General features: G+C 65.4%; 28 protein-coding genes. 15 read left to right on the top strand and 13 right to left on the bottom strand.

What is annotated here, in order from left to right; translation table 11 throughout:
* Positions 1–121: 121 nt before the first annotated feature.
* The 3 genes from B5F74_RS02290 to B5F74_RS02280 form a co-directional block, all read right to left on the bottom strand.
* Positions 122–1,327 carry a hypothetical protein gene (locus tag B5F74_RS02290; protein ID WP_087199689.1) on the bottom strand — a complete coding sequence of 402 codons (1,206 nt, stop codon included), beginning with the start codon at positions 1,325–1,327 and terminating at the stop codon, positions 122–124.
* A 35-nt stretch (positions 1,328–1,362) separates the two neighbouring features.
* On the bottom strand, positions 1,363–3,000 hold the full coding sequence (locus B5F74_RS02285; protein WP_143753746.1) for a restriction endonuclease: 1,638 nt from the start codon (positions 2,998–3,000) through the stop codon (positions 1,363–1,365).
* Between the two features lie 141 nt (positions 3,001–3,141).
* Positions 3,142–3,549, bottom strand: a complete 408-nt coding sequence (locus B5F74_RS02280; RefSeq protein WP_087199685.1) for a hypothetical protein — start codon at positions 3,547–3,549, stop codon at positions 3,142–3,144.
* 165 nt (positions 3,550–3,714) lie between these two features.
* On the opposite strand from B5F74_RS02280, the gene B5F74_RS02275 reads away from it, so the two are divergent.
* From B5F74_RS02275 to B5F74_RS02235, 10 genes are read left to right on the top strand one after another with little or no spacing between them, the layout of a single operon-like run.
* Positions 3,715–4,218: a hypothetical protein gene (locus B5F74_RS02275; protein ID WP_087199683.1), complete on the top strand. Its 504-nt coding sequence runs from the start codon at positions 3,715–3,717 to the stop codon at positions 4,216–4,218.
* Positions 4,219–4,221: 3 nt separating this feature from the next.
* Positions 4,222–5,253, top strand: coding sequence for a hypothetical protein (locus B5F74_RS02270; RefSeq protein ID WP_087199681.1), 1,032 nt, complete (start codon positions 4,222–4,224; stop codon positions 5,251–5,253).
* Between the two features lie 10 nt (positions 5,254–5,263).
* Positions 5,264–5,620: a hypothetical protein gene (locus tag B5F74_RS02265; protein ID WP_087199679.1), complete on the top strand. Its 357-nt coding sequence runs from the start codon at positions 5,264–5,266 to the stop codon at positions 5,618–5,620.
* A gap of 1 nt (position 5,621) precedes the next feature.
* Positions 5,622–5,951, top strand: a complete 330-nt coding sequence (locus B5F74_RS02260) for a hypothetical protein (RefSeq protein WP_087199677.1) — start codon at positions 5,622–5,624, stop codon at positions 5,949–5,951.
* Complete coding sequence (locus B5F74_RS02255; protein ID WP_087199675.1) at positions 5,948–6,340, top strand: hypothetical protein; 393 nt, start codon at positions 5,948–5,950, stop codon at positions 6,338–6,340. Before B5F74_RS02260 ends, B5F74_RS02255 begins: the two co-directional genes overlap by 4 nt.
* 1 nt (position 6,341) lies before the next feature.
* Complete coding sequence (locus B5F74_RS12340; RefSeq protein WP_158095670.1) at positions 6,342–6,515, top strand: hypothetical protein; 174 nt, start codon at positions 6,342–6,344, stop codon at positions 6,513–6,515.
* Positions 6,512–7,258, top strand: a complete 747-nt coding sequence (locus tag B5F74_RS02250) for a phage tail domain-containing protein (protein ID WP_087199673.1) — start codon at positions 6,512–6,514, stop codon at positions 7,256–7,258. The genes B5F74_RS12340 and B5F74_RS02250 overlap by 4 nt, the downstream gene beginning before the upstream one ends.
* The gene (locus B5F74_RS02245; RefSeq protein WP_239283319.1) at positions 7,255–8,529 is read left to right on the top strand and encodes a phage tail protein; all 1,275 of its coding nucleotides are present in this window, start codon (positions 7,255–7,257) and stop codon (positions 8,527–8,529) included. Before B5F74_RS02250 ends, B5F74_RS02245 begins: the two co-directional genes overlap by 4 nt.
* Positions 8,529–9,812, top strand: a complete 1,284-nt coding sequence (locus tag B5F74_RS02240; RefSeq protein WP_143753744.1) for a BppU family phage baseplate upper protein — start codon at positions 8,529–8,531, stop codon at positions 9,810–9,812. The genes B5F74_RS02245 and B5F74_RS02240 overlap by 1 nt, the downstream gene beginning before the upstream one ends.
* Entirely contained in the window at positions 9,813–11,171 is a 1,359-nt protein-coding gene (locus tag B5F74_RS02235) for a hypothetical protein (protein WP_087199668.1), read from the top strand.
* Between the two features lie 5 nt (positions 11,172–11,176).
* On the opposite strand, the gene B5F74_RS02230 is transcribed toward B5F74_RS02235, so the two are convergent.
* On the bottom strand, positions 11,177–11,398 hold the full coding sequence (locus B5F74_RS02230; RefSeq protein WP_087199953.1) for a hypothetical protein: 222 nt from the start codon (positions 11,396–11,398) through the stop codon (positions 11,177–11,179).
* Between the two features lie 70 nt (positions 11,399–11,468).
* Positions 11,469–11,717: a hypothetical protein gene (locus tag B5F74_RS02225; protein WP_087199666.1), complete on the bottom strand. Its 249-nt coding sequence runs from the start codon at positions 11,715–11,717 to the stop codon at positions 11,469–11,471.
* A gap of 173 nt (positions 11,718–11,890) precedes the next feature.
* Between B5F74_RS02225 and B5F74_RS02220 the strand changes: the two genes are divergently transcribed.
* Genes B5F74_RS02220 through B5F74_RS02210 form a run of 3 tightly spaced genes read left to right on the top strand, consistent with a single transcriptional unit; the run spans position 11,891 to position 13,003 of the window.
* On the top strand, positions 11,891–12,109 hold the full coding sequence (locus tag B5F74_RS02220) for a hypothetical protein (protein ID WP_087199664.1): 219 nt from the start codon (positions 11,891–11,893) through the stop codon (positions 12,107–12,109).
* 2 nt (positions 12,110–12,111) lie between these two features.
* Positions 12,112–12,342: a hypothetical protein gene (locus tag B5F74_RS02215; RefSeq protein ID WP_087199662.1), complete on the top strand. Its 231-nt coding sequence runs from the start codon at positions 12,112–12,114 to the stop codon at positions 12,340–12,342.
* Positions 12,329–13,003 (top strand): hypothetical protein, encoded by a 675-nt coding sequence (locus tag B5F74_RS02210; protein WP_087199660.1) that lies wholly within the window; start codon positions 12,329–12,331, stop codon positions 13,001–13,003. Before B5F74_RS02215 ends, B5F74_RS02210 begins: the two co-directional genes overlap by 14 nt.
* Positions 13,004–13,305: 302 nt before the next feature.
* On the opposite strand, the gene B5F74_RS02205 is transcribed toward B5F74_RS02210, so the two are convergent.
* From B5F74_RS02205 to sufC, 6 genes are all read right to left on the bottom strand, one after another.
* Positions 13,306–14,625, bottom strand: a complete 1,320-nt coding sequence (locus tag B5F74_RS02205; protein WP_087199658.1) for a lysylphosphatidylglycerol synthase transmembrane domain-containing protein — start codon at positions 14,623–14,625, stop codon at positions 13,306–13,308.
* Positions 14,626–14,855: 230 nt separating this feature from the next.
* A complete protein-coding gene (sufU, locus tag B5F74_RS02200; RefSeq protein ID WP_087199656.1) occupies positions 14,856–15,290 on the bottom strand; it encodes a Fe-S cluster assembly sulfur transfer protein SufU in 435 nt (144 codons plus the stop codon).
* A 77-nt stretch (positions 15,291–15,367) separates the two neighbouring features.
* On the bottom strand, positions 15,368–16,624 hold the full coding sequence (locus tag B5F74_RS02195; RefSeq protein ID WP_087199654.1) for a SufS family cysteine desulfurase: 1,257 nt from the start codon (positions 16,622–16,624) through the stop codon (positions 15,368–15,370).
* Positions 16,621–17,886 (bottom strand): SufD family Fe-S cluster assembly protein, encoded by a 1,266-nt coding sequence (locus tag B5F74_RS02190; RefSeq protein WP_087199652.1) that lies wholly within the window; start codon positions 17,884–17,886, stop codon positions 16,621–16,623. The genes B5F74_RS02195 and B5F74_RS02190 overlap by 4 nt, the downstream gene beginning before the upstream one ends.
* A complete protein-coding gene (sufB, locus tag B5F74_RS02185) occupies positions 17,886–19,298 on the bottom strand; it encodes a Fe-S cluster assembly protein SufB (RefSeq protein ID WP_087199650.1) in 1,413 nt (470 codons plus the stop codon). The genes B5F74_RS02190 and sufB overlap by 1 nt, the downstream gene beginning before the upstream one ends.
* Positions 19,299–19,310: 12 nt before the next feature.
* Complete coding sequence (gene sufC / locus B5F74_RS02180) at positions 19,311–20,087, bottom strand: Fe-S cluster assembly ATPase SufC (protein ID WP_087199648.1); 777 nt, start codon at positions 20,085–20,087, stop codon at positions 19,311–19,313.
* A gap of 178 nt (positions 20,088–20,265) precedes the next feature.
* On the opposite strand from sufC, the gene B5F74_RS02175 reads away from it, so the two are divergent.
* Together B5F74_RS02175 and B5F74_RS02170 are read left to right on the top strand one after the other, a co-directional pair.
* Positions 20,266–20,712 carry an Rrf2 family transcriptional regulator gene (locus tag B5F74_RS02175; protein WP_066831908.1) on the top strand — a complete coding sequence of 149 codons (447 nt, stop codon included), beginning with the start codon at positions 20,266–20,268 and terminating at the stop codon, positions 20,710–20,712.
* Between the two features lie 234 nt (positions 20,713–20,946).
* Positions 20,947–21,834, top strand: coding sequence for a DegV family protein (locus B5F74_RS02170; RefSeq protein WP_066831907.1), 888 nt, complete (start codon positions 20,947–20,949; stop codon positions 21,832–21,834).
* Between the two features lie 498 nt (positions 21,835–22,332).
* Here B5F74_RS02170 and B5F74_RS02165 read toward each other — a convergent pair whose 3' ends face one another.
* Together B5F74_RS02165 and B5F74_RS02160 are read right to left on the bottom strand one after the other, a co-directional pair.
* A complete protein-coding gene (locus B5F74_RS02165) occupies positions 22,333–22,959 on the bottom strand; it encodes a TetR family transcriptional regulator (protein WP_087199646.1) in 627 nt (208 codons plus the stop codon).
* Positions 22,960–23,099: 140 nt separating this feature from the next.
* A complete protein-coding gene (locus tag B5F74_RS02160; protein WP_239283318.1) occupies positions 23,100–24,080 on the bottom strand; it encodes a hypothetical protein in 981 nt (326 codons plus the stop codon).
* Positions 24,081–24,153 lie beyond the last annotated feature (73 nt).

Here is a 24,153-nt window from a genome sequence, read left to right as displayed (position 1 = left end):
AGAATCGGTAATTGAGATGCCTTGCAACGACCTGCCTTCTGCCGCCAACCTCATGGTAAGGGGCGGTTACACATTGGCTCCCAACGGGCGGCGCGATGCTATATGAGGTGGATACAGAAGGCTATCGATTCCCGTGGGTCACGGCTACGAGGAGCGTATCGTCGTCTGTGTCGTAGAAGGCGAGCGGCAGAAGATCTCCCGTGTGGACCCCACATCGCTGAGCGGGCTCGTTAAGCAGGCGCGCGAGTATGTCGTTTCCTTCCGTTAGGATCTCGAGCCGCAACCAGACCGCTTCGGGCGTTTCGATCCCGTCACCAACGAGAAGAGCTCGGACATCATCTGGATAGTCGCGATGCCGAAAGGGATCGAGCGCCCTGATTGAGCGAAGCGCCTCGACACTCTCGGGTTCCTCCTTTTGAAAGCACATCGTCTCAACCAATTCCGCGCGTTCGCCGAGCACGTCATCGATGACACCGGCGCACCGCAGGTCTCCCAGCGCGCCTGCCTCGATTCGGATGGACATGTCATCAAGGTCGCGACGCACTTCCAGCTGGTTTGCGGTGTCGAGCCGAGCGGATGCGAGGATGGCACAGCAGAGCCCCCTCACATGGTCGACGTAGCCGTATGCAATGAGCCCGGGGTAGACCTCGTCCCATTCGCTCTCGTTGAGGCGAAGCGCCTTCTTCCCGTCCTCGATATATATGAGATGGCCGGAGATGCTGCGGAAATCGAGGCTCGAGGTGGAAGCGAGTCGCGCTTTTGTGTCCTCCCCGATGGGTAAAGGGGCACCAGTGGCAGCAAAGCCGATCGCCCCTTCGCATGCCTTCATCCAAGCATGGAGCTTGAGCTCGGGTATGGGTTTTGCAGCCGCCTTCTCATGGAAGTTGGCGCGGACGCTCTCCATGATGTCACTATCCACAGAGAACTCGGTGTTTTGCCAGATCTGCCAGCGCTCATCGTCCAACAGGTGCAATAGCACGATCTGGGTGAGGCCGCCTGCTCGCAGTATCCCGAGAACCTTGAAGCGGGGTGCACGTCTGGTCGTGCGTGGAGCGCAGGAAGCGCCTTGTACGGTGTCGGCGAGATCAGTGGCGTCGTACATGCGGTTCGACAGGATGGCGAAGCGGTGCGTTGTCGCCATGCCGCCGACGCGCGGGGTCGCCACGACATAGTCGTCTGCCCTGATGACGGACCCCACATGGTACCTTGCTGCCTCTTCGACGGTCAGGTTCGTATCGCGGACGAATGTCTGAAGCCCAGGGTACGTCTGGTTTGCTGCCTGCTCTATGTACCACGTGGGGAGGTTCGTGTAATCGAATGTGGGCATCTCTCGTGCCTTCCAGTCGCAAATTCGAGCGGGGCCTAGCTCACGGATAGATATCGCCCTACGAGTTTCCTGAGCATGTTGCGATCCCAAAGCACTACCTCAGTGCTTTGGGCGAGGTCGACAGCACTCGGCAAAAACGTGTTGTTGGTCAAGACCACGGCGATGTGGCAGCGATGGAAGCTCTTACCGGCATATGCCTCCTGAACAGCCTTGTTTCCGACGGGATGGCTGTAGTTCTTGCATTGGATGCCGTACTTGATGCCGTTTTTGATGGCGATCACGTCTATGCCCTGATCGCCCGACCCACTCGTCACCTGCACCTGTTGATAGCCGGCCGCCTTGAAGAGATCGGCGCAGTACGACTCGAATGCCCAACCGTCCATGGCATCGAGCTTCGCCATCTCGCGGTCGATGTCCTCGTGGGTCGGAGTTCCGATACCGCTTTTTTGCTGCAATTCACGGACTTTTTTCTCGAGTTCCTTTGTGTGCTTTGCCGCTTTCTCGACCGCAGCTGTCTTCGAAATGAGCTCACCGTGGAGCGCCTCTTTTGTTGCCAGAACCTTCTCGAGTTCCTTTTTCTGCCTGTCTCTTTCGGAATATACCTCAGCGAGCTCTTTCGCCTCTTGGGCCCTCGTGGTGTTTAATCTCGCAAGTTCCGCAGCTTGCCTAGTTCGTTCGGCGTTGGCCTTGGCGAGTTCGTTCTCCCTTTGATTCCTCTCCCTTTCCATGTGCTCGCGGGCAGACCTTTCTTGGGCAAGAATCGCTTCGTTCTCATGACGCGTGCGTTTTTCCCGTGCTGATGCAGTTTTCCAGAGATGCTCGAGCTTAGAGACCTTGGAAGCCATCTCCCTGTCGGCATTCTCCCCAAGTTCTTCCAAAATGGGACGAGCCTTTTCGAGAACGGCTGCCATGGATTTGAGATCGTGGTCCCAGACGGCATGCTGATACTCAGCGCTATCCACGATTTCTTTGAGGGATTGGTTCAGGGATTCATTTCGAATGGCGAATTCCTGCTGGACGCTGTCTCCAGTCTCTCGTTTTTCATAGGCTCTATCAATCTGATCTTTGAGATCGGGTTCGATGAAGCCTCCCAGCTGCATGAGCATCTCGTCGAGCCTTTTCTCGCATACGTTTCGCACGAAATCGTCCGAAGAGAAAAACGCGTATTCGAAGTAGCCGCTGGTAAGATAATCTCGAAGCTCGTTGTTAACGGGTTCCAGCTTGTGTCTCTCTGCGGCTTCCACACGCTTGCCATCGATATCGGCAAATATGCGCTTGGTCGTATCGCTCGGCCAGCCTCCTGCCAAATCGGCAAGCTCTGCCACGCGCGCCCTCGCCTCCTCTCCTTCTTTTCCCTGAGAGGCATACAGATCGAGAAAACTCACATCCGCAGCGAGGCGCGCAAGCTCCGAAGAACACCGTTCCTTTCCATCCTCCAACGCGTTATCGCGTTTGACTGTCTTGAACTCGATGACGGCCGACGTAACGAGGCAGATGACGAGAAGTGCAATCATCGCTAGGGCGAATAAGGGATCGCGCCATACTGGACTGTAGTCAGACCAGGCTGAGAGGGAGAAAAAGGCCACGAGGAATACGGGGATGAAAAGACAGGCAAAACTGCCTGCCGCCATTGCAAGGATTCTTCCCGCCTTGATGTCCTGTCTGTTGCTCACTGTTTCTTTTTTCCGCCTCGAGACCGGTGATTCTTGGTTGTGGGCAAAGCGACCCACAAATGTCTATTCTAGCAGGCGCTTCCCCTCTTTATTCCGTCACAGGACTCTCTGGTCCTCGCACAATCGAGGAGTGTTGCAGACCTACCTCGGTCTTTGCACTCTTTCGGATACATCCGTCCAGGGGATGACCTTGCGGATGGCCCCGCATGCCCGCCTGCGGTCGCCGGCGGCGACGGCGGCATCGTATGCCCGCTCCACCTGTTCAGTTGGGATGCCGACCGCCTCGGCGATCCAGAGGAGCGACGCTGCGTTCTGCAGGCGGCCGTAGCAGCGCCGCGCGCTGCTGTTGGGGGCGTTGCGCGTATAGGCGCCCGCGCCGGTCGTCTCGTTCGCAGCGAACCAGGAGACCATGTGCTCTCGTTCGTTGCGTCCGGTCTTGTCCGGCGAGTCGTGGATGAGCTCGATGTAGCGGTCGGACACGGGGTAATGGGGCTTGCGCTTGGCGAGGATCCTCGCGAACGCGCGGCACCCGAAGTCGCTTCCCGGCATGATTCGCCCCTTCCGTTTGATTTCACCTCTTCATCGATTGTACTGCCGGTCGCTGAGCCCTAGCGGCCGGGGCTCTTTGTGACGCGCCCGCATCCTTGCTCCAAGTTCGGATGCGGGCGCGTTTCCATTCTCCTTTCCGCGCCCGCCTGACTCATGGGGGGTCTCATGACCAAGGAGCAGGCATCCGGCGCCGAGGGGCCGGAGCAGCAGGAAGACAACCAACAGCAACAAACCAATACCGAGCAGGCGCAGGCCGCGCCCGACGCCGAGGCGGTGTACAAGGCCGCGCTCGCCGAGCGCGACGCCAAGATCGCGGAGCTCGAGCGCGGCATCGCCGAGGCGGCGAAGACCGCCGAGAGCGCAGAGAAGCTGCGCGCCGAGATGGACGAGCTGAGGCGCGCCGGCGACGAGGAGCGCGTGGGTTTCGAGCTCGCGCTCGCGGGCGCCCGCAACGTCAAGGCGGCGCGTGCGCTGCTGGCGGACCACGACGGGGACATCGCGGCGCTCAAGGCCGCCGAGCCGTGGCTGTTCGAGAGCGGCCCGGCAGGCGCGCCGCCCGCCCCCACGGGAAAGACGGGGCTGCCGGCGGCGGGCGCCGCCACGGACGAGGGCGCGCTTCTGAAGCGCTGGCGGGAGATCGCCGGGCTGGACGACGAGGGCAAGGAGTAACGGATGGCGAACAGCATCGAATCCACCAAGAACTACACGGATGTCATCGACGAGGTCTACCAGCTCCATGCGGTGTCGACGTGCCTGAACAGCCCGCGCCGCATGGCGCGCGCCGGGCGCAACGCCAAGGAGATCATGATCCCGAAGATCGAGGTCACGGGGCTCGGCGACTACACGCGCAACGAGGGCTACATCACCGGTTCAATCAACTACAGCTTCGAGACGAAGACCTTCAACTACGACCGCGGCACGCGCCTGTTCGCCGACGCCATGGACGTCGAGGAGGCGGGCGTGCTGGACTGCTTCGTCGAGGCGGGCGCCGAGCTGCAGCGCACGCAGGTGGCGCCCGAGGGCGACGCCTTCACCTTCGCCACGATCGCGGGGCACGAGGGCGTGGACGTCGTCGAGAACGACTTCACCAACGCGGACGCCTCCGATATCCTCGCCGAGCTGCGCGCGGTGACGAGCCGCATGGACGAGGACCAGGTTTCGACCGGTTCGCGCTACCTGTTCATCACGCCGACCCTGAAGGGCCTGCTCGACGATTTCTCGCTGGCGAACCCCAACCGCTCGAACCGCGTGTTGGAGCGCTTCTGCCGCGTCGTCGAGGTGCCCCAGGGGCGCTTCTACGACGAGATCAAGCTGCATTCCGGCGAGACCGGCCTGGGCGGCGTCAAGGAGTTCGGCTTCTCGGGCGGCTACTACAGCATTAAGAAGTCGACCGACAGCGCGCCCGTCGAGGGGAAGACCTACTATGAGCAGGTCGGCGACTCCTTCGAGGTGATCGAGAATCCCTCCGGGTCCATGACCTCCAACTACGAGGTCACCGAGGGCAGCCGCCGCCTGAACTTCATGGTCGTGGAGAAGTCCGCCGTCATCAAGTTCGACAAGCACGTGGCGAGCCGCGTGTTCTCGCCTGACGAGCTGGAGAGCCTCGACTCCCACATGATGAAGTACCGCAAGTACGGCATCGTCGAGCTGCTCGACAACAAGCTCGCCGGCGTGCACGTGTCGGCGCGCCCGCTGTTCGCGTAAGGTGCGGGCGATGGGCGCGGCGGCGGTCGAGTACCGCTTCTACCTGGACGAATACGGCGGGTCGATGCCGGCGGATGCCTTCGCCGAGGCGATGCCGGCGGCGATCCGCCTCGTGGCGGGCGTCACGCTCGCGCGCGAGCCGGACCCGGCATGGGACGAGCGCCAGGCAGACGCCTGGAGACGCGCGGTGTGCGCGGCGGCCGACGCGCACGCCGAGCTCGGAGAGGGGCTCGCGGGCGGCTTCCAGATCGGGGATTTCAGCGTCACGCACTACACCTCGGACGGGACGACCGCCGCGGACATGGCCCTCGACGCGGCGCTCGCGGAGCTTGCAGGGTCCGGTCTCGCCTTCACGGGGGTGGGATGAGATGAGCTTTCTGAGGCCGATTCCTCGTCGCCTGCTGCCCGACGACATGATCGTGTGGCCCGCCGTCGGCGACGGGACCTTCGGGCCCTCGCGCTACGTGCGCCACGTGCGCATGGACTGGGAGCAGGCCGTGGTCGACGACGGGCACCGCGGCGCCGACGGCGGGCGCGGGACGGTCTTTATCGACGCGTGCAACTCGCTGGGGTGCTTTGAGATACCGGTAGGCTCGCGCGTGCTCGTGGGCGACGGGCCGAGCGTTTTCGTCAGGAAGGTCAAGCGCTGCTGCGTGGTGCGCGGGCACGTGCACCACTGGGAGTTGGAGGTCGGATGATCAGCCTCGTGGACGCGGTGGCCGGCGTGGTCAAGGCGTCGGGCGTGCGCGACGTGTACGTGTGCGCCCCGTCGGCGCTCCTCTGCTCGGAGCCGGTCGTCGTGCGGTGGCGCGGCTTTACGCGCGAGAGCCGGCAGCCCGATGAGGAGCGTGGCGTCGCGGAGCTCGAGGTGCTCGTCGTGCGCGACGAGGACCTCGACGCGGCGCGGGCGGCGTCCGCCTGCGAGCGAGCTTTGCGGGCGGCGTCGCGCGAGGACTTGAATGAATCGCTCGACGGGGTGCGGGTGCTCGGCGTCGACACCTGCCCGCTCGAGAGGGTGTGCACCGACCGCAGCGGGCGCGCGGTGTGGCGGGTGCGGTGCCTCCTGACCGTCGCGAGGGAGATGTGATGTGAACATGTCTGAGAAGTGGAACGGCAAGCTCCGGTCGGTGCGCGACGAGCGGTCTACGGTCAAGGGATGGCGGCGCACCGAGGCGGCGGGCCGGCTCGGCGACGACGCGGCGTCCGAGCGTGAGCAGCGCCGCGCGACGGCGTACGGCCGCGCTCGGGGGCGGCTGCAGTGACGTCCGGCCTGTTCCGCTCGATCTGGTTCGGCGGGCACAACTTCTCGCCGTACACGACCGCGGAGGCCCGGGTTGCCCCCGCGGTCCCCGCGGTCGTGGCGCTCGTGGCGCCGGGGCGGCCTGGCATGGCGGCCACCTCGTCGGTCCCGGGCACGCGTGAGATCCGTGTGCGGCTCTACCTGGACCTCGAGAAGGACACGGACGCGGACGGCCTGCTCGAGGTCCGCCGCGACATGGCGGGCTGGCTCGGCGAGGGCGCTGGGGACCTGAGGCTCCCCGGCGTGCTCGTCTACAGCTTCCACGACGTGGTGCTGAGGGACGCCTCGTTCTGGGAGAGCCTGTTCGAGGAGGGCTCGTGCGAGCTCGTCTTCGAGGCGCTCGACCCGTACCTGTACGGCGCATCCGGCGCGGCCCACGGGCAGGTCGGCGCAACCTCGGTCGGCGTGCTGCGCGACGGCACGGCTCCGGCGCCGCCCGAGGTTGTGTTCACGGCGTCGGCGGGCGACGGCTTCACGCTGGGGCTCGAGGGGTCCGCCGACAAGGTGGAGGTCGCCCATACCCTCGACGGGACCGAGACGGTGCGCGTCGACTGCGCGGCGGAGCGGGTCTACGTGGACGGGGTCGCGGCGGACGCCGACGTCGCGTGTGGGAGCGTCTTCTTCGCCCTGCCGCCCGGGACCTCGGAGGTCGTCGTCACGGGCGGGCACGACATGGTCGTCTACTTCCGGGAGGCGTGGCTGTGAGCGGCTTTATTGCCGACCACTACGGGCGCGACGGGCGGCGCCTGGGGACGCTGCGCGCATGCGGCGCGGCGAGGCACCGCGAGGAGCTCGGCGGCGAGGACGTGCTCGAGCTCGCGTGCCTGGAGGCCCCGGAGAAGTACGAGCGGCTGGTCTGGCGCGACCCGGAGGACGGGCGCTGGCGCGAGCACGTGGTGGTGCGCACCGACGAGCGCGCCGGGGGCGGCTGCGGGGTCTACTGCGAGGGGTCTCTGTGCGACCTGCTCGCGGGCGTCGTCGAGGAGCTGCGCCTGACGGGAGCGACGGCGGCCGAGGCGGCGTCGGCCGTGCTCGCCCCGGCGGGATGGGAGTCCTCCGCGACAGGGCTCTCCAGCACGGCGGCATGCATGATTTACCACGCGAACCGGCTTTCCGCCCTTCGGCGCGTCTGTGAGGTATGGGGCGCCGAGCCCGACCCCTACGTGGAGGTGGGTGCCTCCGGCGTCACCGCGCGCGGGGTGGTGCTGCGGGCGCGCGTGGGCGCCTGGCGCGGAGCCCGCCTCACCTACGGGAGGAACATGGCGGGCTGCGTGCGCACCGTGGCCGAGGACGAGGTCTACACGGCGCTTTACGGCTGGGGCGCGGGCGAGGCCGTCATGGGCGAGGACGGCACGTGGACCGGCGGCTACCGCAAGCGGATCGGCTTCGCTTCCGTCAACGGGGGCGCCGGGTGGGTCGGCGACGAGGCGGCGCGCCTCGCGTGGGGCATCTCGCGGCCCGACGGGACGCGGGCCCACCGCTTCGGGCAGGTGGTGTTTTCCGGCGTGACGGACCCCGAGCGGGTGCTGGAGCTCACGCAGGCAGAGCTCCCGCGGGCGTGCCGGCCCCGCATCTCGTATGCCGTGGAGGCGGCGGTGCTCGAGGGGCGCGTGCCGGTGCTGCTCGGCGACACGGTGGCCGTGACCGACACGGCGCCGCCCGCGCCCCGCGTCTCGGAGCTGCGGGTGGTGGCGCGCGAGCGGGAGATCGGCGACGGGGTCGTCGCCCGCTACACGCTGGGTAGCGTCCTGCCGACCGTGCACGCGGCGGCGAGCGACGTGGCGCATGCCGTGCGAGACGTGGAGGATGCTGCCGGGGCCGCCGGGGACGCCGCGGCGGCGGTGTCGGCGGTGGCTGCCGAGGTGCGGGCGGCGACCGGGGCCGCCTCGGGCGGAGCCGTGCCGGCTCTGGCGACGAAGGCGTATGTGGACGGGCTCTTCGCGGAGCTGGACGACTTGAGTGAGGTTGAATTCTGATGGCTGAATTGAGCGGATACGGGCTGGTGGATGCGTTGTGGGACGAGGCGGACGCGGCGCTCGGCCCCTTTACCGCCTCTCCGGCGGACTCCTGCGGGCGCGGGCTGTCGCTCGAGGTGGCGCGGGGCGGCACCCCGGTGGACCTCACGGGGTGCGCGGTGACGCTGCTGTGGCGGCATCGGGAGGCGCGACTTCGCGGGACGGCGGACTTTACGCCAACAAACCCCGAGTTGGGGGCCTGCAGGATCTATTGGCCCCGGGCGATGGCGGCGCACGAGGGGACGGTGGACGCCCAGGTGGCCATCGTGGATGGGGACGGGTCGGTCATGTCCTCGATGCCCTTCGTGATCGACGTGGCCATGGCGCTCGCCGACGACGATACGGAGGACGAGGAGGAGGCGGTGACCTCGCTCATCGCCGCGGCGGCCGACGCGCGCGCTGCGGCGGCCGAGATACGTGCCGCGGCAGCACGCGGGGACTTCGACGGCGAGGACGGGGCGCCCGGCGCTCCCGGCGAGGACGGGCTCGACGGCCTGGACGGCTACAGCCCCTCCGCCTCGGTCGTGCAGACGGAGACGGGCGCGACGATCACCGTCACCGACGAGTACGGAACCACGACGGCGGCGATCGAGAACGGGGCGAAGGGCGATAAGGGGGACCCCGGCGCCGACGCGGACTTCGTCAGCGCGACCGCGACCGTCAACTCCTCGTCCGGGACGCCCTCCGTCGATGTTGAGCTCGGCGGAACACCGGGCGCCCGCACGCTCGAGTTCTCCTTCTCCGGGCTGAAGGGCGCCCCCGGCGACGACGCGACGCGCTCGCCGGGGATCTTCCTGATCGACGACGAGTTCGTCAACATCGGCGCGCTGGCAGAGTTTTACGCCACGCGCGGCAAGTACAAAAACGGCGACTTCGTCATCGATTCTGCATCCCTGCTTGCGGTCGTGACGAGCACGTCCAGCCTCAACGTCGACGGCAAGTACCAGCACCTCGTCAAGCCCATCACCAATATCAGGAGCCGGCGAATCGGGCTGACCGAGGGGCTGGACGTCGCCGCCGGCGAGGCGGCGACCGGCACATTCGAGGTCGAGGGTGTGCGCCTGGGGGTCGGCGACCTCGTCTTCTCTCCGGACACGGGATGCTTAGCCACGATCCCGGAGCAGGGCGACTTCGACGAGGACTACGTGGAGTGCGCCCCCGTCGGCCTGTGCCAGCTGGCGACCCGCTCGTACGTGGCCCAGGCTATAGCGGCGCTGGATGACCTGAGCGGGACGGAGTTCTAGATGGTTGGGAAGATCTCGAAATCGGTGCTGACCGCTATCGCCAACGCGATTAGGGCCCAGAACTGCGGGACGGAGACGTACCTGCCGTCGGAGATGGCGGCCGCCGTGCTGGCGCTGGACGGGACGGGCACGGGGACGCCCCTGCAGGAGGCGGCGGAGGAAGGGACCGGCATCATCTCGAGCGGCGTCTTCGACGCGATCGCGGACGCGATCCGGGTGCAGACGGGCGGCACGGAGACCTACACGCCGCCCGAGATGGCGGCGGCAATATTGGCACTCTGTTGGCAGGCGGAGCCGAAGGTATACGTCCTGCTGCTGGAGGGCGGAATGCTCGAGGCGTGCTACCGGGCGGAGACTACGAGCGAGCTCGGGAACGTGCTGCAGTCGTGGGAGGCGCCGGGTGAGATATCCGCGCTCGGGGACGTGCCCTGGCGGTATTCGCTGAGCGGGGTCCAACACGTCTACCTCGACGAGAGCTTGGCGAGCTCGCCGCTCGCGTGCACGAGGTACTGGTTCCACTCCTCGGATATCGTGGAGATCCACGGCTTCGAGAACCTCGCCGGCGTGACCGACATGCGCCAGATGTGCGACGGGTGCAGCGAGCTCGAGACGATCTGGTCGGACGGCTTCATTCCGGCCGAGGGGCTGGACGCGAGCGCCTTTTCCCTCTGCCATCGGCTGGTGGGCGGCAGCGGCTACGTCTGCGGGAGCTTCGATGACGAGGGCAACCTCAACACCGGCGAGGAGGGAATCCTGACCGACCCGGACGCGGACGGGCGCACGTGGGTCTACGGACACCTGTACGCGGACGGCGAGCTCGTGGTGACGGCGAGCTCGGCACCCGAGGCGGGGCGGCAGCTGCTCGCGAGCGGGCGGCTCTGCGCGCAGGCGGCCTACCGCAGCGCTTCCGCGATGCCCTGGGACGGGTATGAGGACGACGTCCTGTTGGTGACGATCGCGTCGGACGTTGCGGCGCTGGAGATCGTCAGCTTGACGTGGTGGTTCTACGGGTGCAGCTCCCTGGCCTCGGTGCAGGGCATGGGGAACCTCGGCAGCGTCACCTCGATGGACTACTGTTTCTCCGGCTGTGCTTCGTTGGAGACACTCGACCTGACCGGGTTCGACCCGGGCGCGCTCGTGGACCTCTCGCACACCTTCAACGGCTGCTCCGCGCTGGAGACGATCCTCGTGGATGCGGACTGGGCGCTGGCCGAGGGCGCCGGCGGGATGGGGACCTTCTACGGGTGCACATCGCTCGTCGGCGGGGCCGGGACCGTCTGGAGCGAGGATGCGGACGGGGCGTCGATGATGAGGGTGGACGCCATGGGGACGCCGGGGTACCTGACGGCGGCGCCTTGATGGCCTTATTTCCCGTTCAAATACTTCTTCCGGTCGGACATGTGCTTTCCGGCAAGGGAGCTTCCATGCCTCAACCCGTCAGACATGAGCTCGCTGAACATCCCATCTTTTACGAGATGCCTGTTCTTCAGCTGCTGGTTCTCCTTCTTGAGTCTCTTGTTCTCCTTCTTCAGCGCCCCGTTCTCCTTCTTCAGGCGCGCCTTCTCGCCGAAGTTGAATAGACCCATGGTCCACCTCACATTTCAGCTCGTTATGCAGTCCTCGCATCCTCCACAAGGATGCGAGGGCTCAAAATGATTAGCTCACGTAGAAGTCGATGACGTTTCCGTTGCCGGCTATGCCCTGGGCGACGGTCTCCAGCTCTACGCCGTACTCGTTGGTGATGGTGACGCCCACCAGCTCGGTCTTGTAGAGCTTCGCCGGCTCGGCGGGCGCTGAGCCGGTTTCGGAGTCACCGGATCCGCAGCCCGTAAGCGCCGCCAAGCTCAGTACGACCAAAACGAACACCGCGAGAGGAAGGTGCGTGGGCACGTTCTTTCGAATCAAGGCGCGTCCTCCTAAAGCGACTCTGTTACCAAATGTTAATGCCTTTATTCCATATGTATAAACTTTATCAATCTCTCCGTTCGCGTAACCGGGGGTTTCGGTAATCGGCAAACGGGCTTTGTGACAGCACGGGATGCTTTGCTCGTCGTTAAGAATCGCGGAGGGGGCAGCTCGTGGAATCGATTGTCGCGGCGCTGGTCTCCGGGGCGCTCACATTGGTGGGCGTGCTGGTGTCGAACTCAAAGGCGCGGGCCGTTACGGAGACGAAGATCGAGGCGCTGACCAAGCAGGTCGAGAAGCACAACAGCGTCATCGAGCGGACGTACCGGCTCGAACGCGACGTGGCGGTCATCCGGACGGAGATCGAGACCCTGAAGAGAACGGAGGACTGAGCATGACGGAGTTTCTGACGAGCAACGAGTGGTACTACAGGCTCGGGCGCACGATTGTCCAGGGCGTGCTTGCGGCTATCGCGACCAACATCGATTTGATCATGGGCACGGTCGTCTTCGATGTCGAGTGGCGCGCGCTCGCCACGGTCATCGTGATGGCGGTGCTGTCACCGGTGATGGCGCTACTCGGCGAGATCGAGGTGCCCGGGGAGGGTGTCGATGGCGGGCATTAAGGCAGCGCTCGCGGAGATGCTGGCGTACGCGGAGAACGATTCGCACGGGTACATCCTCGGCAGCCATTCCTCGGCCGCAATGAAAGACGGGACGGACTGCTCAGGTGCGGCGCGGAAGTTCGCCGCGCTCGTGGAGGGGGTGCCCCTCGACTCCTACCCGGACTTCTCGACGGCGACGCAGCGATTCGTGCTGGTGGAGCGCGGATGGGAATGCTACCGCTTCGAGAAGGCGAGCCTCATGCCCGGCGACATCCTGCTGACGGCAGGCAAGGGCCACACGGTGATCTGGTACGGGGGCGACCTCATCATCGGGGCGGAGGGAGACTGGGACAGGCGTCCCGGGGACTCGTCCGGGGCGGAGATCTGCCTCAAGCAGTATTACGACTTCGGATACGCCTATATACTCCGCTGGCCGGAGGGACGGGAGGACGAATTGACCGACGAGCAGGCTGCGCAGCTGCGCTTTGTGTTCGACCATATGCACTGGGACGAGACTTGTTTTTCCGGCGTGGGCAATTTGATTGCACGCATGCCGATCACCTACGGAGAGGGCGAGGACCAGACCACGGCAGCACTTGGGGACCGATTGGCTTACATCGATGCCCATACTCATGCGGTGGACGCCAAGCTGGATAAAATCTTGGCGCTTCTGCAGTCCTAATCGGAGACATCCAGGCGGCGTAGCTGTCTGCCGCCCGATGACATGGCGGGGGCCGCGCTCAGCGCGGCCCCCGCTGTTTGTCGATTGAGACTCGTCGTTTCCCGCATTCTTTGTCAAAGAATCGGAAAAGAATTGTCTCGTTCGAAGCCTGCTGAAGGGTACTAAACAGTACTACCGATTTGCCCATCTACCTCGCATTATGTACTTTTTCGTTCCATACCGTTTCTCGAGGATAATAGAGACTGTCCCTTTTGGTTCACGGTGCCCTCTTTCAGAAGGCAGGGTGAGCGATGCGTTCGTTTTTATTTCCCCGACTGCCCCGGCTTGTCGGTCGGCGTCTTGCGCTTGGGGCGGTAGGTGATGCCGGCGGGCCGTTCGAGCGAACCACGTTGGCCGCGAGCAACGCGCTCCATGTTCCGGAACCTTCTCGTCCAACGCCGGTAGATGCTCTCGTTCGAGGTGGAGCGCATGCCCATGCAGGGAGCGGCGATGAGCACCGGCAGCAGATACTCGACGCTGCGCCAGATTACAAGGCCAGCGGACAGATGCCAGCCGAACATGCCGCCGAACAGGTAGGAGAACCCGACCTCCGCGCCTCCTGCGCCGCCGGGAAGCGGGATGGCGTTCACGAGGAGCTCGACCATCGATCCGGAAGCGAGGCACACGATCGGGTCGGCTTCGAGGCCGAAGGCGCGCAGCACGAAATAGGGAAGAGCGTACATGCAGCCGAGCTGCAGCAGGGTGATGACCTCGGCCGCAAACAGCGCGCGCCTATGTGCCGCCGCGGCGCGAAAGGCGCTCGAGAAGGTGCTCACCTGCGTGTCGAGCAGATTCTTGAAGCGATCGTGCCGCTCGGTGTTCAGGATGTGCAGCGCACGGCCGATTTTAAGCAGGATGCCGCCCACCTTCTGGATGGGGCCGGGGAGCAGGCAGAGCAAAAGCACGCCGCCCACCTGCACGAACTTATAGGCGAACATGAAGATGCCGATAAAGGTCACATCAAGACCGAGGATCTTGACGTCGGAGAAGGTCTCGAGGAAGTATCCGCTGCACAGCAGGAGCATAAGCGCGGCGAAGATGCCCTCGCCCGCCTCGTAGAGCGTGAAGCGGACAAACTGCAGCGCGGAGGCGTCGGTCAGGGAAAGGCCGGCGCGCGTGAGGCGGTAGATCTGCGAAGGGATGACGCCGGCACCTCCGGGCGTGAGGCGCATGAAGAACACGCCGGACGCCTCGACGCTCATGAGGTCGCGAAAGCCGACAGGGGAGTTGTGGTCGGTCGACGCGAGCACAGCGTAGGCGAGGACGCCGAAAACGTAATAGCACAGGAAGCAGACGATGCCCGTGGCGATCCAGCCGAGGTCAACGCCCGCGAGCGCGCGGAAGAAGTCGTCGATCTGGCCGCTGAAAAACAGGTAGGCAACGTAGATGACGGCGACGATGCCGAGAAAGACGAAGGTTATCCTGACCTGTTTCATGGAGGAGCGGTCGGCATCGCGGTCACGGGCCGACGTAGCGCTGCCGACGTGCAGCTTAGGCGCGCTTCCTCGACGCGCCTCGGCGGGCTCGCCTTTCACGACGGCAGAGCGCTTGGAGTCGGTGTCGCCCGTATGCTTTTGCGCCATGCGCCCTCCCGCTGAATCGATGTCTCCAAAGCAGTGTAGCCGCAAGCCGGCCTTCGCGCCATGCGGTACAGCGAGCCTACAGAATGAATAGCGAGGCGGCTGCGGTCCACGGTGCCGTCAGCGAGGGGTCAATTGGGGACGGGTTCGTTCCAACCCATCGGCGGCTTACACTGCCACCGATGGGTTGGAACGAACCCGTCCCCAATTGACCCATTGGCCCTACGTGGCAATTACTCCGCTTCGTCGTCACCGAGCATGCCGTCCAGGGTGCGCCAGGCGAGCTCGGCGCACTTCACGCGGGCGGGCATGTGGGAGATGTCGCGCAGCTGCGCGGCCTCGTCGAGGTCCTCGTAGTCCTCTTCGGTGAGCTCCTCGCCGCGGATCATGGCCAAAAACAGCCCGGAGAGGCGCTTGGCCTCCTCGACCGTCTCGCCGGTGATGAGGTCGGCCATGATGTCGGCCGATGCCTGGGAGATCGCGCAGCCGTGGCCGGTGAAGCTCGCCTCCTCGATGACGCCGTCCTCGACGCGCAGCTGCAGCGTGAGCTCATCGCCGCAGCTCGGGTTGATGCCGTCGTGCTCGTGGGTGGGGGCGTCCATCTCGTATTTGTAGTCGGGATGTGAGTTGTGCTCCATGAAGGAGGTCGAAGTATAGAGGTTGCCCATATGGAAGACTCCTTGGCGAACGAATGCGGCGGCGCTGTTCCTGCGCCGCCGCGGTCTGGGATGCTGGTGGAAGCGGCCTACTCGCCCGGATGGAAGGTGGACCAGACGGCTTTGAGGCCGGCGATGAGGCGGTCGATGTCCGCCTTGTCGTTGTAGAAGGCGAAGCTGGCGCGGCAGCACGCAAGGTTCTCGCAGTGCAGCCAGGCGAGCAGCGGCTGCGCGCAGTGGTGCCCGGCGCGGATGCAGACGCCGCTCATGTCGAGAATGCTCGAGACGTCATGCGGATGGATGCCCTCGACGTTGAAGCTGATGACGCCGTGATGGTCGGCCGGATCAAGCGAGCCGATGATATGGATATACGACAGGCTCTTGAGCTGGTCCATGGCGTAGGCGATGAGCGCCCCCTCGCGCTCGCGGACCGCGTCGTAGCCCACGGTGTTCACGAGGTAGTCGAATGCGGCGCCCGTGGCGTAGATGCCCGCTGCGTCCTGCGTGCCCGCCTCGAACTTCTCGGGCACCGGCGCCCAGACGGCGCCCTGCTCGGTGACCGATTCGATCATCTCGCCGCCGGTGAGCATGGGAGGCATCTGCTCGAGCAGCTCGTGGCGACCCCACAGCACGCCGATGCCCATGGGGCCGAACGCCTTGTGGGCGGAAAACGCGATGAAGTCCGCGCCCAGCTCGCGCACGTCGATCGGCATGTGCGGGATGGACTGCGCGGCGTCGACGACCAGGTACGCGCCGTTGTCGTGACCCGCCTTGGCAAGCTTCTCGATCGGATTCACCACGCCCAGCACGTTCGACACGTGCACGGCCGCGACGATCTTGGTCGCGGGGCCGATCTTCTCGGTGATCTCCTCGTCGGTGAGCACGCCTTCGGGGGTGGGGTAGAGGTAGACGAGCTTGGCGCCGGCAGCGGCGCATGCCTGCTGCCAGGGGATGAGGTTGGAGTGGTGCTCCATGATGGTGATGGCGACCTCGTCGCCGGGCTTGAGCACAAGCGGGGCGAAGGACTTGGCCACCAGGTTCAAAGACTCGCTCGCATTGCGGCTGAACACGATGTCGTTCGCCTGCGCCCTCCCGCGGTCGTCCACCGCCCCGATGAGCGCGGCGATCTGCGAACGGACCTTGGCGATGGCCTCGGTCGCCTCGACGGAGAGCGAGTACAGGCCGCGCAGCGGGTTGGCGTTCATGGTCTCGTAGAACGCGCGCTGCGCATCGAGCACGCAGGCAGGACGCTGTGCGGTGGCGCCGCTGTCCAGAAACGCGATGTCGGGCTTGCCCGCGAGCAGCGGGAAATCCGCCTTATAGGGATTCACGTCGATATCGATCATGCGATCTCCTCCTCGAAACCATCGATGAGGGCGGAACCGAGGCGCACCACGTTCTCACGGATGTCGTCGGTCGGTGCGGAAAGGACGGCGTCCTCGAGTTTCGCCGCCACGAACAGGGACTCTGCCTGCTCTTGGGAAAGGCCGCGGCATCCGAGGTAGAACAGCTGCTCGGGACGCACGTGCCCGATCGTGGCGCCGTGGTTGCCCGCCACGTCGTCCTCGTCGCACAGGATGGTCGGGACGGTCTTGTTGTCCACGCCCTGGTTGGCCAGAAGCACCGTCTCGCGCTCGGAGCCCTCGGAGCCCTTGCACCCGTGGACGAGGTCGATCGTACCGCGCAGCACCTTGCGGGAGGTGCCCGTCAGCACGCCGTTGGCGTCCATGTTCGAGAAGGTCTTGCGGCCGCGATGGCGGATGATGTAGTTGAAGTCGCGCGCATCCTCGCCGGAGGCGAGATAGCGGGTGTCGATCTCCACGCGGGCCGTGTCACCGCGCAGGTCGGAGGCGAGGCCGGTGTAGGTGCGGCCGCCGCCGAGCACGATGTGGCGGACGTTCACGCGCGCGCCCTCGTCGAGCACGTAGCCGGAATCGTCGATCACGGTGAACGGCGCGTCGGCGGTCACGTAGACGACGACGTTCACACGGGAGCGCGCTCCGGCGAACACGCGTAGCTCGGAGCCGATGAGGCCGGCCTTGCTGCTGCCGGACGCGTCGCCATCGAGCGAGATGGTGACGTCGAGCGTGGAGTCGGGGGCGGCCACCACGTCGACGGAGGCGCCCGCCGCGTGGCCGGGCTCGCCGTCGACGCGGACCACGGCGCTTTCGGTCTCGCCCTTCTCGGTGGCGAGCACGACGGTGCTGCCGGCGAGGAAGTTCAGATACGAGCGCACATCGATATGGATGCCCGTCTCGAAGGAGGCGGCGACATCGCCCGCGATCTCCTCGCGCGTGGCGCGCTTCTGGTAGGCGGACAGCGCCGGCGTGTCGAGGTCGTCGAGGCTCTCCGCCTCGCGCTCGACGGCGCGCACGCAGGCGCGCGTGTCGCAGGCGTCGCCGCGCACAGCGTCGATGCGCTCCTGCAGCTCGGCCACCGCGCCCTCGAAGCTCGCGTGGTTCTCGGTGAGGTCCTCGTCGGCCTCCACGGTGACGGCGCGGGCGCGCGCGAGGTCGGCGGGGATCTCGATCGTGGCGTCGTTCATGCGCAGCCAGCCCCAGGTGGGGGCGGGCATGGCGCTGGCATGTTTGATCTTCAGGGCCTCCACTATCCGATCGCCCCTTCCATCTCGAGCTTGATCAGGTTGTTCATCTCGACGGCGTACTCAAGCGGCAGCTCCTTGGAGACCGGGTTCGCAAAGCCGTTCACGATCATGGTCCGGGCCTCCTCCTCGGAGATGCCGCGGCTCATGAGGTAGAAGATCTTGTCGTCGCCGATGCGGCCGATGGTGGCCTCATGCCCGATGTCGACGTTCTTGGCGCGGATGTCCATGGCGGGGATGGTGTCGGAGCGGCTCTCGTCGTCGAGCATGAGCGACTGGCAGGAGACCGTGGCGGCAGAGCCCTCGGCCGCGGGCGTGGCGACGATCGAGCTGCGGAAGGTCTGGATGCCGCCGCCCTTGGAGATGCCCTTGGTCTCGACGGTCGCCGTGGTCTCGGGGGCGCCGAGCACGACCTTGCAGCCGGTGTCGAGGTTCTGGCCGGCGCCGGCGAACGTGATGCCGGTGAAGCTCGACTTGGACCTGCGGCCCGCCAGCATGCTCATGGGGTAGAGGTAGCCCACGTGGCTGCCGAAGGAGCCCGAGATCCACTCGATCTCGCCCTCCTCGTCGCAGCGGGCGCGCTTGGTGTTCAGGTTGTACATGTTCTTGGACCAGTTCTCGATCGTGGAGTAGCGCAGGTGCGCGCGCTTGCCCACGAACAGCTCGACGGCGCCGGCGTGGAGGTTGGCCACGTTGTACTTGGGCGCCGAGCAGCCCTCGATGAAGTGCAGGTCCGCATCATCCTCGACGATGATGAGCGTGTGCTCGAACTGGCCCGCGCCGGCGGCGTTCAGGCGGAAGTAGCTCTGCAGCGGGAAGTCGAGCTTGACGCCCTTCGGCACGTAGACGAACGAGCCTCCCGACCACACCGCGCCGTGCAGCGCCGCGAACTTGTGGTCGGTGGGCGGGATGAGCGTCATGAACTTGTCCCGGATGATCTCCTCCCAGCGGGGCTCGTGCAGCGCCTCCTCGATGCCGGAGTAGACGATGCCCATCTTGGAGGCCGTGTCCTGCATGTTGTGGTACACGAGCTCCGAGTCGTACTGGGCGCCGACACCGGCGAGATAGCTGCGCTCCGCCTCGGGGATGCCCAGGCGCTCGAACGTGTTCTTGATGTCGTCGGGCACGGACTCCCAGTCGGCCTTCTGGTCGGTGTTGGGCTTCACGTAGGTGACGATATGGTCCATGTCGAGGCCCGCGATGGAGGGCCCCCACGTCGGGTTCGGCATGGAGTTGTAGATCTCAAGGGACTTCAGGCGGAAGTCGAGCATCCAGTCCGGCTCGTCCTTGCGCTGGGAGATCTCGGTCACGATCTCGGGCGTCAGGCCCGCGTCGAGACGCTCGAAGCCCTCCTCGGAGTCCTTGAAATCGTAGAGGCTGCGGTCGATGTCCGCGACCTCGGTACGCTTCTTTGCCATGAGCCGGCCTCCTTAGCGCGCGTCGGCTGCCGCGTCGGCGGCCTCGCGCTCGAACGACTCGAAGCCGTGCTCGTCGATCCACGGGATGAGGCTCGCATCGTCCTCGCGCACGATGCGCCCGCCCACCATCACGTGCACGCGGTCGACCTCGAGGTGCTCGAGGATGCGCGTGTTGTGGGTGATGATGACGAGCGAGCCGTCGCAGCTCGCGCGATAGGCGTCCATGCCGCGGGAGACGACGGACAGCGCGTCGACGTCAAGGCCCGAGTCGGTCTCGTCGAGAATGGCGAGCTTGGGCTGGAGCAGCAGGAGCTGCAGCATCTCGACCTTCTTCTTCTCGCCGCCGGAGAAGCCCACGCCGAGCTCGCGGTTGAGGTAGGCGGTGTCCATGTCGAGCTGGGCGGCGAGCTCCTTCACGCGGCGGCGGAACTCCTTGCCCTTCATCTCCAGGCCGGGACGGCCGGCGATGGTGGCGCGCAAAAAGCTCGACAGCGGCACGCCGGGGATCTCGACGGGCGCCTGGAACGACAGGAACAGCCCGGCGCGGCTGCGCTTGTCACAGGAGAGCTCGGTGATGTCGGCGCCGTCGAAGGTGATGCTTCCGTCGTTGACGGTGTAGACGGGGTCGCCCATGATGACATGGCCCATGGTGGACTTGCCGGCGCCGTTGGGGCCCATGAGGACATGGGTCTCGCCCGCGTTGACAGACAGGTTGACCGCGTGCAGGATCGTCTTCTCGTCGACCGAGGCGGTCAGGTTGTTCACGCTGAGGAGTGCGCTTTGTGGCATCGGGTGTCCTTCCTCGAATGCAAGGGGACGGTGTGTCCCCGGGATAAACCCTAGGAATTCTCTCGGGATAAGGATAAGATGTACCGGAAAAGAGTCAAGATTAATTCCGAGCAATTCACTAAGATTATGACCGGACGCTGGTCGTCTTTTTGCATATCGAGGGGTACGGAGGCACTCCATGCTCATATCGTCCAAGGGCCGCTACGCGCTGCGCCTCATGATCTACATCGCCGCCTTCGGTGACGAGGAGGGCAAGATCGCCCTGCGCGAGGTCGCCGAGCGCGAGAGCATCTCGCTCAAGTATCTGGAGCAGCTCGTGCGCCCGCTCATGGCCGCCGGCCTGCTCAAGAGCGTGCGCGGCAAGGGCGGCGGCTACATGCTCGCCCGGCCGGCCGAGGAGATCCGCGCCGGCGACATTCTGCGCGCGGCGGAGGGCGCGACGGCACCCGTCGCCTGCGACGGGCTCGAGGGCTCCTGCGTGCGCTCCGACCTGTGCTCGACGGTGAGGTTCTGGCAGGGGCTCGAGGCGGCCATCGACGACTACGTCGACGGCGTGACGCTGTCCGAGCTCGCCCATGTGCCCGAGATGAAGCTCGACGTCGACTTGTCGCACATCGAGGCGTGAGCCCCGATCGCCCCGCCTGCCGCGATGCGTGTCTTCCCGCAGGTGGCGTCGATCGCTCTCGCACCGAGCCGCCGAAAGGCCTACGTGGTCTTTCGGCGGCTTTTTCGTCCGCGCCCTCGCAGCATGTTTTCGATACCACGCCATCTCGTGTGCAATACCAGCTAGGAGATAAGGGCGTCAGGTGCGATAATGCTATGGGGCGGGTATCCGATTCGTGTCTGCGAAGGAGAATGCATGAGCGATTACATGATCACCTGTGAGTCGACGGCCGACATGCCGCTTTCGTTCTACCGTGAGCGCAACGTGGGCTACGTCTGCTTCCACTACGAGATGAACGGCGCGACCTACACGGACGACATCTATCAGTCCACCACGCCGCAGGAGTTCTTCGGCACGCTCAAAGGTGGTGCGCAGGCCAAGACCTCCCAGGTCGGTACGGGCGAGTACGTCGCGTTTTGGGAGCCCTATCTCAAGCAGGGGCTCGATATCCTGCACGTCTCGCTGTCCACGGGCATCTCCGGGACGTACAACTCCGCCTGCCTTGCCGCCGAGACGCTCGCGCCGCAGTACCCCGAGCGCAAGATCCGGGTCATCGATTCGCTGTGCGCCTCTGCGGGGTTCGGCCTGCTCGTCGAGGTCATGGCCGACAAGCGCGACGAGGGCATGGGTTTCGATGAGCTCGCCGAGTGGACCGAGGTCCACAAGATGAACGTCAACCAGTGGTTCTTCGTGTCCGATCTCGACTGCCTGAAGCGCGGCGGCCGCGTGAGCTCCACGAGCGCGCTGATCGCCACGGCGCTCAAGATCTGCCCGGTCATGAACGTGAACTTCGAGGGCAAGCTCATCCCGCGCGAGAAGATCCGCACCAAGAAGAAGGCGATCGTCCGCCTGGTGGACGACATGATGGATCACGTTGAGAACGGTTCCGCCTACACCGGCCGCTGCACGATTTCTCACTCCGATTGCCTGGAGGATGCCGAGGAGGTCGCCCGTCTGGTCGGCGAGAAGATCCCGGCGCTCAAGGGCAAGGTCGAGATCTGCGACATCGGCACGGTCATCGGCGCCCATACCGGTCCCGGCACCGTCGCCCTGTTCTTCATGGGCGACACGCGCGTCGACTAGCTTGCGACCCGGTCGAGTTTTCAGCTCGGCCGGGTCTTTTTTGCTGTGCAAATGGGTTGGTTGGGGACGGGTTCGTTCCAACCCACGGGTTGGAACGAACCCGTCCCCAACCAACCCATTCCAGAGAGCATCCCTTCCGGCGAAAGTGGCTAGAAATTTCTGTTTTGCTGTAAGCCGGGCGCTGCGGAAATGTCCAGATAAGCCGTCTTGACCTTGTTGGCCGGTTACGAAGCCGGTTTCAGGCCCCTCAAGCCCTCGAATCGGGCGCTGTCCGGGGGAAACCGGTGCCGGCGGCGGGCTTCCGACCCCTCCATCCCGGCCCGGCTTACAGCAAAACAGAAATTTCTAGCCACTTTCGCCGGGAAGAGGGCGCGGCCGGGGCGGCGCGGTGCGAAAAACCGCGGGCACCCGCCATAGGGCAGACCGCCGCGGAAGCAATTGATCAGTGCTTCCCAGGTAAGCGTTTCGGCTTCAAGGGGCTCCGCCTGCGGCGCGGCGTCAGTCTTCTTGGAGGAGCTTCAAGACAAGATCGCGCGTCGCCGTGCGGATGTCCAGGTCGTAGGGGGTGACCCCCGCCTCGCGCATGGCATCGAGCTGCTTTTCGGAATGGAACGCATACGAGTAGATGCCCTGCAGGAAGGGCAGGAAGCTGAACAGGAAGCGCATGCGGCGCTCCTCGTCCCACGATGGCTTGGCGCGAGTGATGACGCGCTGCAGCGCCTCGACGGCGCGCGCGTACGAGCGCTTGAACTCCACGAGTTTCTCGAGACGGCTGTTCTGCTCCATGTCGTAAAGATTCATGGCGAGCAGCTTCAGCATCTGCTTGCGCTCAGCGAGGCTTTGCGCGAGACCTTCGGCGACGCGCTCGTCGTCCAGGTTCTCGGCATCGTCCGCCAGCTCATCGAGCCTTGCCGTCCACTTGTCGTGCTCCCGCTGCAGGAGGGCGAGCAGGATCTCGTCTTTGCACTGGAAGTAGTTGTAGATGTTGGCGCGCCCGAACGTGACGCCGCTTGCCACCTGCGACATCGTGATGTCATGGTAGCTTTCTGACTGGTAGAGCGCCTCGCAGGCGTCGATGATCTCGGCGCGGCGCGCATCAGATTTCTCTTGAGATAGCCTCGGCATCGTTCATCTCCGGAAACGCGGTCGGTTGCAGCGTGGACGGTCATCATTCAAGCACCAATGATAGCCCAACGGCATGCCTTCGCCGCGACGCCGTGCGAATCCGGCCGCGGCCACGCGCGGCATCGCGTGCGGACGGGGCGCTACCGGCGCGTGCGGTTGCGTGAGAAGAATCGCGGGAAGGGCGTGCGACGGGTCGGCTCCGCGCTCATGCGGTCCACGACCTCGTCGGGGAAGGGGATGTCCGGACGCGCCTCGAGCGGGTTGACCTCGCCTGCGGACACCGGGTCGATCGAGGGCACGGGGTTTTCGCCCTCTCCCTCGAGCTTGCGGTAGCGCTGCATCATGTCCGCTTGGAGCATCTGTGCCGACGGCGGCGTCCAGATGATGGCGTTCGCGCCGGCCTGGATGGTCTCGAGGATGGTCTCGGGCGTCTTGCCCCCTGGGGCTATGAGCGGCAGGTTGGGGTAGGTCGCGCGCAGCTCGCGCAGCACCTGCGGCGTGTCGCGCCCCGCGGCGATGTTCAGGATCTTCGCCCCCGCCCGCACCTTGGCGTGGGCGTCGTCATCCGCGCGCACGACCGTGGCGATGACGGGGATGTCCACGATGGAGGCGATCTGGGCGACGAGCTCGGCGGAGGCGGGCGAGTTCACGATGACGCCGGCGGCCCCCTGCATCTCCGAGACGGCGGCGAGCTGGACGGAGCGCTTGCCCTGGGTGGTCCCGCCGCCCACGCCCACGAACACCGGGCATTCGGCGGCGGTGAGCAGCGCCTGCGTGATCGCGGGCTGCGCCGTGAACGGGTAGACGGCAAAGACCGCGTCGGCGTTGGCGTTGCGTATCACGGCGACGTCGGTGGAGTAGAGCATCGATTTGATGCGGCGGCCGAACAGCGTGAAGCCGCCGGTCTCCTCGATGGCCTCGGGGACGCGCAGGGCCGCCTTGCGCAGATGCCCCTCGATGGGCGCCGGCTCCATGGGGAGCACGCCGGCCGGGGTGACGGCGTGTGCCGGCTCGGCGAGGTCCGGCGCGATATCGATCTCGGAGAAGTCCACGGACGCCTCGACGTTTTCGGGCACGTCGGCCGAGACGGGCACAGGCGTATGCATATCGTTCGGGTTCATGATGGCAACCTCGTGATTCATGTCAGCGATTGATTTGACCGTATGGCGGCGCCTCTCTTGTACCCGGGCGCCA

The sequence above is a fragment of the Collinsella sp. An271 genome, assembly GCF_002159695.1.
In the GTDB taxonomy this organism is placed as follows: Bacteria; Actinomycetota; Coriobacteriia; order Coriobacteriales; family Coriobacteriaceae; genus Collinsella; species Collinsella ihumii.
The sequence above is the reverse complement of the archived record's forward strand: the minus strand, read 5'-3'. Positions and strand labels throughout refer to the sequence as shown.